At 69.2% G+C, this 15,252-nt stretch carries 9 protein-coding genes and 2 rRNA genes; 6 read left to right on the plus strand and 5 right to left on the minus strand.

Translation table 11 applies throughout. The features are described 5' to 3' along the window. Positions 1–61: 61 nt before the first annotated feature. Positions 62–3,184 (plus strand): 23S ribosomal RNA (locus ABS735_RS02725). 213 nt (positions 3,185–3,397) lie between these two features. Continuing rightward, a 5S ribosomal RNA gene (gene rrf, locus ABS735_RS02730) occupies positions 3,398–3,514 on the plus strand. 104 nt (positions 3,515–3,618) lie between these two features. Here the strand turns inward: rrf and ABS735_RS02735 are convergent. The 5 genes from ABS735_RS02735 to ABS735_RS02755 are packed head-to-tail and all read right to left on the minus strand — an operon-like array spanning position 3,619 to position 9,310. Next, on the minus strand, positions 3,619–4,929 hold the full coding sequence (locus tag ABS735_RS02735) for a DUF58 domain-containing protein (protein ID WP_373899760.1): 1,311 nt from the start codon (positions 4,927–4,929) through the stop codon (positions 3,619–3,621). Then, positions 4,929–5,918 (minus strand): AAA family ATPase, encoded by a 990-nt coding sequence (locus ABS735_RS02740; RefSeq protein WP_373900212.1) that lies wholly within the window; start codon positions 5,916–5,918, stop codon positions 4,929–4,931. The genes ABS735_RS02735 and ABS735_RS02740 overlap by 1 nt, the downstream gene beginning before the upstream one ends. After that, positions 5,918–7,135, minus strand: coding sequence for a DUF4350 domain-containing protein (locus tag ABS735_RS02745; RefSeq protein WP_373899763.1), 1,218 nt, complete (start codon positions 7,133–7,135; stop codon positions 5,918–5,920). Before ABS735_RS02745 ends, ABS735_RS02740 begins: the two co-directional genes overlap by 1 nt. After that, positions 7,132–7,923 carry a DUF4129 domain-containing protein gene (locus ABS735_RS02750; RefSeq protein WP_373899765.1) on the minus strand — a complete coding sequence of 264 codons (792 nt, stop codon included), beginning with the start codon at positions 7,921–7,923 and terminating at the stop codon, positions 7,132–7,134. The genes ABS735_RS02745 and ABS735_RS02750 overlap by 4 nt, the downstream gene beginning before the upstream one ends. A 4-nt stretch (positions 7,924–7,927) precedes the next feature. Continuing rightward, positions 7,928–9,310: a DUF7847 domain-containing protein gene (locus ABS735_RS02755; protein WP_373899767.1), complete on the minus strand. Its 1,383-nt coding sequence runs from the start codon at positions 9,308–9,310 to the stop codon at positions 7,928–7,930. A gap of 140 nt (positions 9,311–9,450) precedes the next feature. Here ABS735_RS02755 and mtnA point away from each other — a divergent pair, with 140 nt between their 5' ends. The 4 genes from mtnA to ABS735_RS02775 are packed head-to-tail and all read left to right on the plus strand — an operon-like array spanning position 9,451 to position 15,216. Next, on the plus strand, positions 9,451–10,593 hold the full coding sequence (mtnA, locus tag ABS735_RS02760) for an S-methyl-5-thioribose-1-phosphate isomerase (protein WP_373899770.1): 1,143 nt from the start codon (positions 9,451–9,453) through the stop codon (positions 10,591–10,593). Between the two features lie 4 nt (positions 10,594–10,597). Next, positions 10,598–11,287, plus strand: coding sequence for a two-component system response regulator MtrA (gene mtrA, locus ABS735_RS02765; protein WP_003975799.1), 690 nt, complete (start codon positions 10,598–10,600; stop codon positions 11,285–11,287). Position 11,288: 1 nt separating this feature from the next. Beyond that, positions 11,289–13,379 (plus strand): two-component system sensor histidine kinase MtrB, encoded by a 2,091-nt coding sequence (gene mtrB, locus ABS735_RS02770; protein WP_373899772.1) that lies wholly within the window; start codon positions 11,289–11,291, stop codon positions 13,377–13,379. Next, positions 13,369–15,216 (plus strand): LpqB family beta-propeller domain-containing protein, encoded by a 1,848-nt coding sequence (locus ABS735_RS02775; RefSeq protein WP_373899774.1) that lies wholly within the window; start codon positions 13,369–13,371, stop codon positions 15,214–15,216. The genes mtrB and ABS735_RS02775 overlap by 11 nt, the downstream gene beginning before the upstream one ends. Positions 15,217–15,252: the final 36 nt, after the last annotated feature.

A 15,252-nucleotide genomic window follows, 5' to 3' on the forward strand; every position in this document is an offset into this window, starting at 1 on the left:
TTCCGGGGTGATGGGTGGTTGGTCGTTGTTTGAGAACTGCACAGTGGACGCGAGCATCTGTGGCCAAGTTTTTAAGGGCGCACGGTGGATGCCTTGGCACCAGGAACCGATGAAGGACGTGGGAGGCCACGATAGGCCCCGGGGAGTCGTCAACCAGGCTTTGATCCGGGGGTGTCCGAATGGGGAAACCCGGCAGTCGTCATGGGCTGTCACCCGCTGCTGAACACATAGGCAGTGTGGAGGGAACGCGGGGAAGTGAAACATCTCAGTACCCGCAGGAAGAGAAAACAACCGTGATTCCGGGAGTAGTGGCGAGCGAAACCGGATGAGGCTAAACCGTATACGTGTGAGACCCGGCAGGGGTTGCGTGTGCGGGGTTGTGGGATCTCACTTCTGTTGTCTGCCGGCAACAGGGCGAGTCAGAAACCGTTGATGTAGGCGAAGGACATGCGAAAGGTCCGGCGTAGAGGGTAAGACCCCCGTAGTCGAAACATCAGCGGCTTGCTTGTGAGACACCCAAGTAGCACGGGGCCCGAGAAATCCCGTGTGAATCTGGCGGGACCACCCGCTAAGCCTAAATATTCCCTGGTGACCGATAGCGGATAGTACCGTGAGGGAATGGTGAAAAGTACCGCGGGAGCGGAGTGAAATAGTACCTGAAACCGTGTGCCTACAAGCCGTGGGAGCGTCGGACATCAAGCTTGCTTGGTGTCTCGTGACTGCGTGCCTTTTGAAGAATGAGCCTGCGAGTTTGCGGTGTGTTGCGAGGTTAACCCGGGTGGGGAAGCCGTAGCGAAAGCGAGTCCGAACAGGGCGGTTTTAGTAGCACGCTCAAGACCCGAAGCGGAGTGATCTAGCCATGGGCAGGTTGAAGCGGCTGTAAGAGGTCGTGGAGGACCGAACCCACCAGGGTTGAAAACCTGGGGGATGACCTGTGGTTAGGGGTGAAAGGCCAATCAAACTCCGTGATAGCTGGTTCTCCCCGAAATGCATTTAGGTGCAGCGTCGTGTGTTTCTTGCCGGAGGTAGAGCACTGGATAGGCGATGGGCCCTACCGGGTTACTGACCTTAGCCAAACTCCGAATGCCGGTAAGTGAGAGCGCGGCAGTGAGACTGTGGGGGATAAGCTCCATGGTCGAGAGGGAAACAGCCCAGAGCATCGACTAAGGCCCCTAAGCGTACGCTAAGTGGGAAAGGATGTGGAGTCGCACAGACAACCAGGAGGTTGGCTTAGAAGCAGCCACCCTTGAAAGAGTGCGTAATAGCTCACTGGTCTAGTGATTCCGCGCCGACAATGTAGCGGGGCTCAAGCGTACCGCCGAAGTCGTGTCATTGCAGTAATACGGCCAACGCCGGCTGTGATGGGTAGGGGAGCGTCGTGTGCCGGGTGAAGCAGCCGCGGAAGCGAGTTGTGGACGGTTCACGAGTGAGAATGCAGGCATGAGTAGCGATACAAACGTGAGAAACGTTTGCGCCGATTGACTAAGGGTTCCTGGGTCAAGCTGATCTGCCCAGGGTAAGTCGGGACCTAAGGCGAGGCCGACAGGCGTAGTCGATGGATAACCGGTTGATATTCCGGTACCCGCTGTGAAGCGTCAAACATCGAGCATCGTGATGCTAAGGCCGTGAAGCCGCCCTGGAGCCTTCGGGCAAAGGGGAGTGGTGGAGCCGCCGGCCCAAGCGGTTAGTAGGTGAGTGATGGGGTGACGCAGGAAGGTAGTCCATCCCGGGCGGTGGTTGTCCCGGGGTAAGGGTGTAGGCCGTGCGATAGGTAAATCCGTCGCACATAAGGCTGAGACCTGATGCCGAGCCGATTGTGGTGAAGTGGATGATCCTATGCTGTCGAGAAAAGCCTCTAGCGAGTTTCATGGCGGCCCGTACCCTAAACCGACTCAGGTGGTCAGGTAGAGAATACCGAGGCGTTCGGGTGAACTATGGTTAAGGAACTCGGCAAAATGCCCCCGTAACTTCGGGAGAAGGGGGGCCACACTCGGTGACCGGATTTACTCCGTGAGCTGGGGGTGGCCGCAGAGACCAGCGAGAAGCGACTGTTTACTAAAAACACAGGTCCGTGCGAAGCCGTAAGGCGATGTATACGGACTGACGCCTGCCCGGTGCTGGAACGTTAAGGGGACCGGTTAGCTTGGATTCGTCCAGGCGAAGCTGAGAACTTAAGCGCCAGTAAACGGCGGTGGTAACTATAACCATCCTAAGGTAGCGAAATTCCTTGTCGGGTAAGTTCCGACCTGCACGAATGGCGTAACGACTTCTCGACTGTCTCAACCATAGGCCCGGTGAAATTGCACTACGAGTAAAGATGCTCGTTTCGCGCAGCAGGACGGAAAGACCCCGGGACCTTTACTACAGTTTGATATTGGTGTTCGGTTCGGCTTGTGTAGGATAGCTGGGAGACTGTGAAGCTCGCACGCCAGTGTGGGTGGAGTCGTCGTTGAAATACCAGTCTGGTCGTGCTGGATGTCTAACCTGGGTCCGTGATCCGGATCAGGGACAGTGTCTGATGGGTAGTTTAACTGGGGCGGTTGCCTCCTAAAGAGTAACGGAGGCGCCCAAAGGTTCCCTCAGCCTGGTTGGCAATCAGGTGTTGAGTGTAAGTGCACAAGGGAGCTTGACTGTGAGACCGACGGGTCGAGCAGGGACGAAAGTCGGGACTAGTGATCCGGCGGTGGCTTGTGGAAGCGCCGTCGCTCAACGGATAAAAGGTACCCCGGGGATAACAGGCTGATCTTCCCCAAGAGTCCATATCGACGGGATGGTTTGGCACCTCGATGTCGGCTCGTCGCATCCTGGGGCTGGAGTCGGTCCCAAGGGTTGGGCTGTTCGCCCATTAAAGCGGTACGCGAGCTGGGTTTAGAACGTCGTGAGACAGTTCGGTCCCTATCCGCTGTGCGCGTAGGAGTCTTGAGAAGGGCTGTCCCTAGTACGAGAGGACCGGGACGGACGAACCTCTGGTGTGCCAGTTGTTCTGCCAAGGGCATGGCTGGTTGGCTACGTTCGGGAGGGATAACCGCTGAAAGCATCTAAGCGGGAAGCCTGCTTCGAGATGAGGACTCCCACCCCCTTGAGGGGTTAAGGCTCCCAGTAGACGACTGGGTTGATAGGCCGGATCTGGAAGCACCGTGAGGTGTGGAGGTGACCGGTACTAATAGGCCGAGGGCTTGTCCTCAGTTGCTCGCGTCCACTGTGTTTTGAGGGGTTAAGGCTCCCAGTAGACGACTGGGTTGATAGGCCGGATCTGGAAGCACCGTGAGGTGTGGAGGTGACCGGTACTAATAGGCCGAGGGCTTGTCCTCAGTTGCTCGCGTCCACTGTGTTGGTTCTGAAACCACGAACAATCAGACTGTGTTGGTCACCCGGTTGATTGTCTGTTTCATAGTGTTTCGGTGGTCATAGCGTAGGGGAAACGCCCGGTTACATTTCGAACCCGGAAGCTAAGCCTTACAGCGCCGATGGTACTGCAGGGGGGACCCTGTGGGAGAGTAGGACGCCGCCGAACAATTATTGCGAGAAAACCCCGCACCGGGAACGGTGCGGGGTTTTCTGCGTTTAGGGGGTCGTTGAAACGAAGAGAGCAGGGCCTTCCGGCCCCGCCCCGCCGTTTTACAGGCGGCCCGTCGCTTTGAGTTCCAGGTAGGCGTCCGCGAGCGCCGGAGGCAGTTCGTCCGGGGTCGCGTCGACGACCGTTACGCCGTGCCGGCGGAGTTGGTCCGCGGTGCGACGGCGTTCCGACTGGGCCTGTGCGGCCGCTGCGGCTTCGTAGACGGCGTCCGTGTGGCCGCGGGCCTCGGCCATTTTCGCGACGTGCGGGTCGGCCACCGAGGCCACGAGGACCGTGTGGCGCTGAGTGAGCTGGGGCAGCACGGGAAGCAGTCCTTCCTCGATCGGGGCCGTGTCGAGCGTCGTGAAGAGGACGATCAGGGAGCGGCGAGGGGCCGACCGGAGAGCGGTGGCGGTGAGGCCGCGCGCGTCGGTCTCCACCAGCTCCGGCTCCAGGGTCGCCATGGCGTTGACCAGGGAGGGAAGGACGTCGCCCGCCGTGCGGCCCTGGAGCAGGGCGCGTACTCGGCGGTCGTAGGCGAGGAGGTCGACGCGGTCGCCGGCGCGGGAGGCCAGGGCGGCCAGAAGCAGAGCGGCGTCCATGGAGGCGTCGAGGCGAGGGGCGTCGCCCACGCGGCCCGCCGAGGTGCGGCCGGTGTCGAGGACCAGCAGGATGTGCCGGTCGCGTTCGGGGCGCCAGGTGCGTACGGCGACGGTGGACTGGCGGGCTGTCGCGCGCCAGTCGATGGAACGGGTGTCGTCGCCGGGTACGTACTCGCGCAGGCTGTCGAACTCCGTGCCCTCTCCGCGGGTGAGGACGCTGGTGCGTCCGTCGAGTTCGCGGAGGCGGGACAGCTTGGAGGGGAGGTGCTTGCGGCTGGTGAACGGGGGGAGGACGCGCACGGTCCAGGGGACCCGGTGGGTGCCCTGGCGGGTGAAGAGGCCCAGGGGGCCGTACGAGCGGATCGTGACGCGGTCCGCCTGACGGTCGCCGCGGCGGGTGGGGCGCAGGCGGGTGGTCACGCGGCGGCGTTCCCCGGCGGGGACCGTCAGGCTGTGGCGGGAGGCCGCCGTCTCCGTGCCGGGCTGCCAGCTGCTGGGCGGCCAGGCGTCGCGCAGGCGGGCCCGGAGCGGGCGGCCCGACGGGTTGGTGACCGTCAGGGTGACGTCGGCGGTCTCGCCCAGGCGGGCGGAGGTGTCGCCGGAGCGGGTCAGGCCGAGGCGGCGTACGGGGGCGGCCAGGGCGAAGTCGCAGGCGCAGGCGGCGGCCAGCGGGGCGTTGACCGCGAGGATGCCCGTCCAGCTGGGGTCCCAGATGCCGATGGGGACGGAGCCCAGGGCCGCGATGAACGCGGCGCGTCCGGTGATTGCCATCAGCGGGGGACGGGGACGTGGGCGAGGATCGCGTTGATGACCGAGTCCGTGGTCACGCCCTCCATCTCGGCCTCCGGACGGAGCTGTACGCGGTGCCGGAGGGTGGGGAGGGCCAGGGCCTTCACGTCGTCGGGGGTGACGTAGTCGCGGCCCGTGAGCCAGGCCCACGCGCGGGAGGTCGACAGCAGTGCCGTGGCTCCGCGCGGGGAGACGCCGAGGGTGAGGGACGGCGACTCACGGGTGGCGCGGCAGATGTCGACGACGTAGGCGGTGATCTCCGGGGAGACGGTCGTCCTGGCGGCCTCCGCGCGGGCGGCCTCCAGGTCGGCGGCACCGGCGACGGGGCGTACGCCGGCGGCGTGCAGGTCGCGCGGGTCGAAGCCGGCCGCGTGGCGGCTGAGGACGTCGATCTCGTCCTGTCGGGTGGGGAGGGGGACGGTGAGTTTGAGGAGGAAGCGGTCGAGCTGGGCCTCCGGGAGGGGGTAGGTGCCCTCGTACTCGACCGGGTTCTGGGTGGCCGCGACGAGGAAGGGCTCGGGGAGCGGGCGGGGCGTGCCGTCCACCGTGACCTGGCGTTCCTCCATGGCTTCGAGGAGGGACGACTGGGTTTTCGGCGGCGTGCGGTTGATCTCGTCGGCGAGGAGCAGGTTGGTGAAGACCGGGCCGGGCTGGAAGGAGAACTCGGCGGTGCGGGCGTCATAGACGAGGGAGCCGGTGACGTCGCTCGGCATCAGGTCGGGGGTGAACTGGACGCGTTTGGTGTCGAGTTCGGTGGCCTCGGCGAGGGTGCGGACGAGCAGCGTCTTGGCGACTCCGGGGACGCCTTCGAGCAGGACGTGGCCGCGGCACAGGAGGGCCACGACGAGACCGGTCACGGCGGCGTCCTGGCCGACCACGGCCTTGGCGATCTCGGCGCGCAGGGCTTCGAGGGCGGCGCGGGCGTTGCCCGGGGCCGCGGTCTGCCCGGCGTTGTCAGTGGTCGGGTCCATCATGGACGGCGTACCTCTCTTTCGAGGGCGTCGAGTTGGTCGGCGAGTGCGATCAGGGCCGCGTCGTCGCCGGGTGGCGGGCCGAAGAGGAGGGTGTGCAGGGACTGTCCGTCGCCGTGCGCGTCGTGGAGGTGGGCGGACAGGGCGGGGAGCAGGGACTCGGGCGTGTGCGCCTGGGTGACGGGGACGCCTACGAGAGGGGCGAGGCGGGTGCGGGTAGCGGAGCGAAGAGCGGTGGCGGCGCGTTCGCGCGCGTTCGCCTTGCGGTAGAGGCGGGCGCGGCCTTCGACGGTTTCGGAGGCGCGGATCGCGACGGGGAGTTTTTCGGGCACCAGGGGGCCGAGTCGGCGTGCCCGCCACAGGGCGGCGAGTGCGGCGGCGATGAAGAGCTGCAGCGTGCCCCAGAGCCAGCCGGACGGGAGCAGGTCGAAGAAGCTGCGTTCCTCGTCCGGGGCCGGGGCGTCGGAGAGGGAGGGGAGGTACCAGACCAGGTGGTCGCGGGAGCCGAGGAGTTGGAGGGCGAGCGAGGCGTTGCCGTGCTCGTCGAGGTGGTTGTTGAAGAGGATGTCGCGGGCGCCGAGGACGACGGTGTCGCCCGCGGTGCCCTCCGCGGACGCCTTCGCGGACGGGTCGGGGATGCGCAGGAGGGTGGCCAGGCGCCGGCTGGGGTAGCAGGTGTCGGCTTCGAGGTGGGTGCTGTAGCGGATGCCGCCCGTGTCGGCGTCGCCCGCGCGCCGTGCGGCGGGCAGGTCGCAGGCGGGGGCCAGCGTCGAGTCGAAGCTGAGTGCGGGGTCGGCGGTGACGCCGGGGGCGAGGCGTTCGACGGCGCTGCCGCCGGGGGCGATAAGGACGGTGCGTCCGCCGGAGCCGGTGGTCGCGGAGTGCAGTCGCATCTGCTGGCGTTCCGTCAGCAGATCGGGTACGGCGACCAGCAGAGTGGTGTCCGGGCCGGCCGCGGCCCGCGCTTCGTCCAGGGTCGTGACCACGCGCGTGGAGACCCCCCGGTCGGCGAGGAGTTCGGCGACGGCGCGGCTGCCGTAGGGGTCGGCGGAGCGCGGATCGAGTTCGCCGTGCCGGGCGTCGGAGCGGACGACCGCGATCGCGACGGCCCCGACGAGCAGCAGGACGAGCGCGAGCGCGATGCCCCGCGCGCGGGTCCACACCTGGCGGGCGGTGGGCGAGGCCGCGGTGGTGGGGAGCGTGGCCTCGGTGGTCATTCGGCGGCTCCCCGGCGGGTGTCCCGGTCCGCGTCCCCCGTGGGACCGCCGGCCGTGCTGCTCGTGAGGTGCGGCTTGCTGCGTTCCAGGTCGTGGTCGAGTTCGGTCAGGCGGCGGTACGACTGTTCGCTGCCGGGTCGGCCGCCGTACGCGACGTCGTCGAAGTCCCGGGCGGCGGCGTGCAGTCGGTCCCTGTGGACGGGCAGGGCGCGGCCGGCCTCGGTGGCCGCCTCGTCGGCGGTGCGGCCGGGGCGGGTGTCGAGCAGGGCGCGTTCCTCCAGGGCGCGGACGACGGCCCGCATGCGTTCCTGGACGGCCTGGCTCCAGTGTCCTTGGGCGGCGTGTGCCTCGGCGGCGGCGCGGTGGTCGGCGGCGCTGCGGGGGCGGTCGTCGAAGAGGGCGGGGGCGGAGACGGGACTGCGGCGGGGGGTGCCCAGGCGCCACCAGAGGGCGCCCAGCACCGCCAGGACGGCCACGATGACGACGACCAGTCCGAGCGTCCCCCCGGGTGTCGCGGTGGACGCCTTGCTGAACAGCTCTTCGATCCAGTCCCAGAAGGCGTTCAGGGCCCGCTGGAACCAGCTGGGGTCGTTCTCGTGGTACATGCGCTTGGACAGCTCGCGCCGCGCGGCCTCCCGCGCCGGGTCGCGCGGGATCGTCACCGGCGGTTCGTCACCCGAGCGCGAGAGCGACAGTGCAGACAGCACCGAGGTGTCGCCGGCGCGTGACACCGTTCGTGCGGCGGTGCGTGACAGCACCTCTGTGAGAACTCCCCCCGACGTGCTCACCGCATCAGCTCCCCGGGACGGCGCCGGAGGCGCCGGGGCCCCGGGTACCGGCGGCGCGGACCAGTTCGAGGTCGAGGGCCTCGCGGCGGATGCGCTGGTCGATGTACAGCAGTACGGTCACGCCCGCCGTGATCGGGAAAGTGATCATGGAGCCGATCACCGAGCCGATGCCGCTGACGACGAGGAAGGTCCAGCCGAGGTCGCCGGTGCCCTCGAGGAAGCCGCCGATCCCGTCGCCGCCGAGGGCCGCGGCGAGGAAGGTGAAGGGGATGACGATGATCGACGCGACGACGTTGGCGATGACCGTGGCGAGCAGTTGGATGCCGAAGACGCGCCACCAGGAGCCGCGCACCAGCTTCACCGAGCGGCCCATCGCCTTCTTGATGCCCTGTTTCTCCAGCATCAGCGCGGGGGACGCCAGCGAGAAGCGGACCATGAGCCAGACGGCGACGACCCCGCCCGCCATGAAGCCCAGGGCGGCCAGGGCCACGCCGGCCTCGCCGCCCGCGGTGGCCGTGATGATCAGGCCGGGTGCCATACCGGCCGTGAGGAGACCGGCGACGATGAGGAGCAGCAGGAGGATCAGGCCGAACAGCTTCAGCACCTGAGGGCGGGCGTCCCGCCAGGCCTCGGCGGTGGTCACCGGTTTGCCGAGTACGGCGCGGCTCGTGACGGTGGTGAGCAGGGCGGTGGCCAGTACGGTGCCGACCAGGGAGATCAGGAAGATGACACCCGAGTTGATCGTGGTGTCGGCCAGCGCGTCGCCGAGTTCACTCAGGGTGGCGTCGGGGTCGTTGAGGGCCTCGGTGCCGGTGTTGTCCAGGACGAGGCCCTGGAGCAGCACGACGATGACCTCGGTGAAGACGGCGACGGTCAGGGAGATGCCGAGGACGGTGCGCCAGTAGGTGCGCATGGTCGAGACGGCACCGTCGAGGATCTCGCCGACGCCGAGCGGACGGAGCGGGATCACGCCGGGCTTGGCCGCGGGCGGGGGACCGCCCCAGCCGCCTCCCCAGCCACCGTGTCCACCGGGGGCGCCGTAGCCGCCGTAGCCCCCTCCCGCGCCGCCGTAGCCGCCGGGGCCTCGGTAGCCGCCGTAGCCGCCTCCGGGGGGTCCGGGTGGCGGGGTGCCCCAGCCCGGGCCGGGCGGCGGCGGAGGCGGGGTCTGGCCCTGGTCGGAGGGTCCGGTGGGTGCGGACCACTGGCCGGGGGGCGGCTGCTCCTTGGACCACTTCGTGCCGGGGCTCGTCGGTTCCGCACCCGGCCGGTCCGCGGGGGGCGCGGGCTGATCGGGACCGGCGGGGCGGTCGGCGGGGCCGGACTCGCCGGGCTCCTGCCCGTCGGACGGGGCGGATCCGGGCGATGCCCAGCCCGGAGTGTCGTTCATCGTCGCTCCTTCACGGTGCCCGTCCGCGGTCGCGGCGGCAGGTTGGCAGCCATCGTGCCATGGGGGCGTCGGGTGCGGACCGGGCGCGGTAGGGGCTGCGCACCTTCAATTGTCCGTCGTCCAGGGGGCACACTGACCGCATGGCTGATCAGGACGCACGAAGCGGCCAGGACAAGCGGTCGACCGGCATACCGGTCCTTCGCTGGGAGGAACCTCCCGAGGGCCCGGTGTTGGTGCTGCTGGACCAGACCAGGCTGCCGGCCGAAGAAGTCGAGCTGGTCTGCACGGACGCGGCCGCACTCGTCGAGGCGATCCGCTCGCTCGCCGTGCGCGGGGCGCCGCTGCTGGGCATCGCGGGCGCCTACGGAGTCGCGCTCGCCGCCGTCCGGGGCTTCGAGGTCGAGGAGGCCGCGGCGGCGCTTGCGGGGGCCCGCCCCACCGCGGTGAACCTCGCCGTGGGGGTGCGCCGGGCGCAGGCCGCCCACCAGGAGGCGCTCGCCAGGACCGGTGACACCCGGCAGGCCGCCGCGGCGGCGCTGTCCGCGGCGCGGGCGCTGCACCGGGAGGACGCCGAGGCCAGCGCCCGGATGGCCGCGCACGGGCTGGCGCTGCTCGACGAGCTGCTGCCCGCCGGGGGGCATCGCGTCCTCACGCATTGCAACACCGGTTCGCTGGTGTCGGGCGGTGAAGGGACCGCCTTCGCGGTGGCGCTCGCGGCGCACCGGTCGGGGCGGCTGCGACGCCTGTGGGTGGACGAAACGCGTCCCTTGCTGCAAGGTGCTCGCCTGACGGCATACGAGGCGGCCCGCAACGACATGGCGTACACCTTGCTCACCGACAACGCGGCGGGTTCGCTGTTCGCGGCGGGTGAGGTGGACGCGATACTCATCGGCGCGGACCGCATCGCGGCCGACGGTTCGGTGGCGAACAAGGTGGGGAGCTATCCGCTCGCGGTGCTCGCGCGGTACCACCATGTGCCGTTCATCGTGGTGGCGCCGGTCACGACGGTGGATCCGGGCACGCCGGACGGGGCGTCCATCGAAGTGGAGCAGCGCCCCGGATATGAAGTGACCGAGGTCACAGCACCTCAGGTGCCGGTGGCGGGAGCGGGAGGCGGGATTCCGGTGGCACCCCTGGGGACCCAGGCGTACAACCCGGCGTTCGACGTCACCCCGCCCGAACTGGTGACGGCGATCGTCACCGAGGAGGGCGTGGTTTCGCCCGTGACGGCCGAGGGCCTGGCCGTGCTGTGTGCCAGGTCACGCCAGGTAACGATTAGCTAATGGGATGATGTCGTTTATGAAGGGACGAGTCCTTGTCGTCGACGACGACACCGCACTGGCCGAGATGCTCGGCATTGTGCTGCGTGGTGAGGGTTTTGAGCCATCTTTCGTAGCCGACGGCGACAAGGCGCTGGCCGCCTTCCGGGAGACCAAGCCCGACCTGGTGCTGCTCGACCTGATGCTGCCCGGCCGGGACGGCATCGAGGTGTGCCGCCTGATCAGGGCGGAGTCGGGTGTACCCATCGTGATGCTGACGGCGAAGAGTGACACCGTCGACGTCGTGGTGGGCCTCGAGTCGGGCGCCGACGACTACATCGTGAAGCCGTTCAAGCCGAAGGAGCTGGTGGCCCGTATCCGAGCACGCCTGCGGAGGTCGGAGGAGCCGGCACCGGAACAGCTGGCCATAGGCGACCTGGTCATCGACGTGGCCGGTCACTCCGTGAAGCGGGACGGACAGTCGATCGCGCTGACGCCGCTGGAGTTCGACCTGCTGGTGGCGCTGGCCCGCAAGCCGTGGCAGGTGTTCACGCGCGAGGTGCTCCTCGAGCAGGTCTGGGGCTACCGGCACGCCGCCGACACCCGGCTGGTCAACGTGCATGTCCAGCGGCTGCGCTCCAAGGTCGAGAAGGACCCGGAGAAGCCGGAGATCGTGGTGACCGTCCGTGGCGTCGGTTACAAGGCCGGGCCGAGCTGACATGACCAGGGACAGTGCCGCTTCGGCGCCCGGGTCCGGGGCCCGCGCCGGGCGGCCTGTCGGCCCCGAGACCATCGGCCGCAAGCCCCCCGGCTCGCGCTTCAGCCGCGTGCTGGAGGGCGGGCTGCTGCACGGCGGAGTGCAGGGCAGCCCGGTGCTCCGTCTGTTCATGCGCTGGGTGCGCCGCCCCCTGCTGCCGGTCATGCGGCTGTGGCGGCGCAACATCCAGCTCAAGGTCGTCGCCACCACCCTGCTGATGTCGCTGGGCGTGGTGCTGCTCCTCGGCTTCGTCGTGATCGGCCAGGTCCGCAACGGACTGCTCGACGCCAAGGTGAAGGCCTCCCAGAGCCAGGCCACCGGCGGTTTCACTGCCGCCAAGCAGAAGGCCGAGGAGGCGGCGAGCACCAACGGCGACGACACCACCCCTGCGGACGGCCGTCCCTCGCAGAACGTCATCCAGTGGATGAGCGAACTGGTGAAGTCGCTCTCCAGCGGCGGTCAGAGCGCGTTCGACGTGGTCACTCTCCCCATGGGCGGGGAGAGCGGCAGCGGACGCGGTCCACGCGCCTCCGGAATGGTCAACTGGGCGGCCAGCGTCCCCGAGTCCCTGCGGGAACGCATCGACGGCGACACCGCGGCCGCCCAGAGCTACACCCGGATCGTCTACAACTCCGACGAGGCGTCCCAGCCCGGACTGGTCATCGGCAAGCAGGTCAACGACCCGAACGGCGAGCCCTACCAGCTGTACTACCTCTTCCCGCTCACCCAGGAGGAGAAGTCGCTCAGCCTGGTCAGGGGCACCCTGGCGACGGCCGGGCTCTTCGTCGTCGTGCTGCTCGGTGCCATCGCCTGGCTCGTGGTGCGCCAGGTCGTCACACCCGTACGGATGGCGGCGAGCATCGCCGAGCGGCTGTCCGCGGGGCGGCTGCAGGAACGTATGAAGGTCACCGGCGAGGACGACATCGCCCGGCTCGGCGAGGCCTTCAACAAGATGGCGCAGAACCTCCAGCTCAAGATCAGCCAGCTGGAGGACCTGTCTCGGATGCAGCGGCGGTTCGTCTCCGACGTGTCGCACGAGCTGCGGACGCCGCTGACCACGGTGCGGATGGCGGCCGACGTCATCCATGACGCGCGCGTGGACTTCGATCCGGTGACCGCGCGGTCGGCCGAGCTGCTCGCCGACCAGCTGGACCGGTTCGAGACGCTGCTCGCGGACCTGCTGGAGATCAGCCGCTTCGACGCGGGCGCCGCGGCCCTCGAGGCCGAGCCGATAGACCTCAGGGAGGTCGTACGGCGGGTCGTCAGCGGTGCGGAGCCGCTCGCCGAGCGCAAGGGGACGCAGATACGCCTCTCCGGCGACCAGCAGCCCGTCGTCGCCGAGGCGGACGCACGGCGTGTGGAGCGCGTGCTGCGCAACCTCGTCGTCAACGCCGTCGAGCACGGCGAGGGCCGGGACGTCGTCGTCAAGCTCGCCGCCGCCGGGGGCGCGGTCGCCGTCGCGGTGCGCGACTACGGCGTCGGGCTCAAGCCGGGCGAGGCCACCCGGGTCTTCAGCCGCTTCTGGCGGGCCGACCCGGCACGCGCGCGTACCACCGGCGGTACGGGGCTGGGCCTGTCGATCGCCCTGGAGGACGCGCGGCTGCACGGCGGCTGGCTGCAGGCCTGGGGAGAGCCCGGTGGCGGTTCGCAGTTCCGGCTGACGCTGCCGAGGACGGCGGACGAGCCGCTGCGGGGTTCCCCGATACCGCTGGAGCCGACCGACTCGCGCCGCAACCGCGGGCTCCAGGACGCGGGTCTCAACGACACCGCACCGCCGCACGGCGCGGACAAGGCGGCCGGCGTCCCGGCGCAGGCACCGGCCGGGCAGGGCTCGCCGGTCTCCGCGCGGGGGCCGATAACGCCGCGGCAGGCCACGGTGACCCCCACGGCCGACCCGACGGCGCTGCCGGGCAACGGGGCACGGGTGGTGCCGAGGCCGGTGTCGGGCGCCGCCCGGAGACAGGACGGCGGGCCGGCACCGGGGGCGGCGAGCCGTCCGGACGCCGGTCCAGAGGACTCGAGCAGGCAAGGGGAGGCATCTCGTGGGCGCTGACCGCGAGGGGAGCGGTCGGCGGGGGCCGGCACGCGTGATGGCGTACACCGCCTGCGGTTTGGTACTGCTGGCGGGATGTGCGTCCATGCCCGACAGCGGGGACCTGCGAGGAGTGGAGTCCACGCCCCGGCAGGACCCGCAGGTGCGGGTGTTCGCGATGCCGCCGCAGCCGGACGATCCGCCCTCCGACATCGTGCAGGGCTTCCTGGAAGCGCTGACCAGCGACGACCCGCACTACGAGACGGCGCGGAAGTACCTGACGGGCGACGCCGCGAAGAACTGGCGGCCGGACCGGTCCGCGACGGTGCTCGCGGACGGCCCGGGGACCGTGTCCGACCACTCGGGAAACCGCGAGGACGCCAACGACTACTCGGTCAACCTGACCGGCACCAAGGTCGCCACGGTGGACGCGCAGCAGTCGTACTCGCCGGCCGGGGGCCCGTACCGCGAGTCGGTGCACCTCACCCGCGACTCCAAGACCAAGCAGTGGCGCATCGACGTGCTGCCGCAGGGCGTCGTCATGGGCAAGTCGGACTTCCAGCGCAACTACATGTCGGTCAACCGGTACTACTTCGCCTCGAACACCGTGATGCGGGCGGACGCCGACACCGGCACGGTCCGGGAGCCGTCGGCCGTCGCCGACCCCGTCTACGTGCGCCGGCGCGTGGATCCGCTCACCCAGGCGGTGCGTTCCCTGCTCAGCGGGCCGACGAGCCTGCTGGACCCCGTGGTCAGGTCCAGCTTCCCGACCGGGACGGCGCTGGCGGAGGACGTCGTCTCGCTGACGCCCGACGACCGCAACAAGCTGATCGTGCCGCTGAACGACAAGGCGGCCTCGGCGGGTGCCGACAAGTGCGACGAGATGGCCGCGCAGCTCCTGTTCACGCTGCAGAACCTCACCCCAGCGGTGGAGGAGGTCGAGCTGCGCTCGGGCGGTGAGCAGGTGTGTTCGCTCTCCGAGGACCGGGCCGAGACGGTCGCGACGCGCGGGTCGGCGCAACGGCCCGACTACCTGTACTTCGTGGACGAGCAGGACCGTCTGGTGCGGATCGCCGCCGGCAGCAACGGGACCGGGGCCGAACCGGTGCCCGGCCCCCTGGGCGAGGGCCGGCGGGCCCTGCGGTCGGTGGCGGTGTCGCGCGGCGAGCACAGCGCGGCCGGGATCGGACTCGACAGCAAGTCGCTGTACGTCGGTTCGCTGGTGTCGGGCGGTTCGCTCGGCGACCCCGTGCTGACCAGCGGCGGCAAGGCGGAGGCGGACCGGCTGACACCGCCCAGCTGGGACGCGCAGGGCGACCTGTGGATCGCCGACCGCGACCCGGCCGACCCGCGGTTGCTGCTGCTGAAGGAGGGCGCGGGCGACCCCGTGGAGGTCCGGACGCCGGGTCTCGACGGCCGGGTTCAGGCCGTGCGGGTGGCCGCCGACGGGGTGCGGATCGCGCTCGTCGTGGAGAAGGACGGCAAGCGGTCGTTGCTCATCGGACGGATCGAACGTGAGGAGAGGGCCGGCGAACCGCCTGCGGTCACCGTGCTCGAACTGCGCTCCGCGACCCCGGAACTGGAGGAGGTCACGGCCATGTCGTGGGCCGGTGACGCCCGGCTCGTGGTGGTCGGGCGTGAGCGTGGGGGCGTCCAGCAGATCGGTTACGTCCAGGTCGACGGCTCGACACCGGAGGCTTCGGTGCCCGCGGCGCTGACGGGCGTCAAGGAGATCGCCGCGACCGAGGACGAGCGGCTGCCGCTGGTGGCGTACTCGGAGGACCTGATCGTGCGGCTGCCGTCCGGGCTCCAGTGGCAGAAGGTGACGGAGGGGACCGCGCCGGTCTATCCGGGGTGAGGCGACCGCGCCGGTCCGTCCGGTGTGGGAGGCGAC

This window comes from Streptomyces sp. MMCC 100 (assembly GCF_041538145.2).
GTDB lineage: Bacteria > Actinomycetota > Actinomycetes > Streptomycetales > Streptomycetaceae > Streptomyces.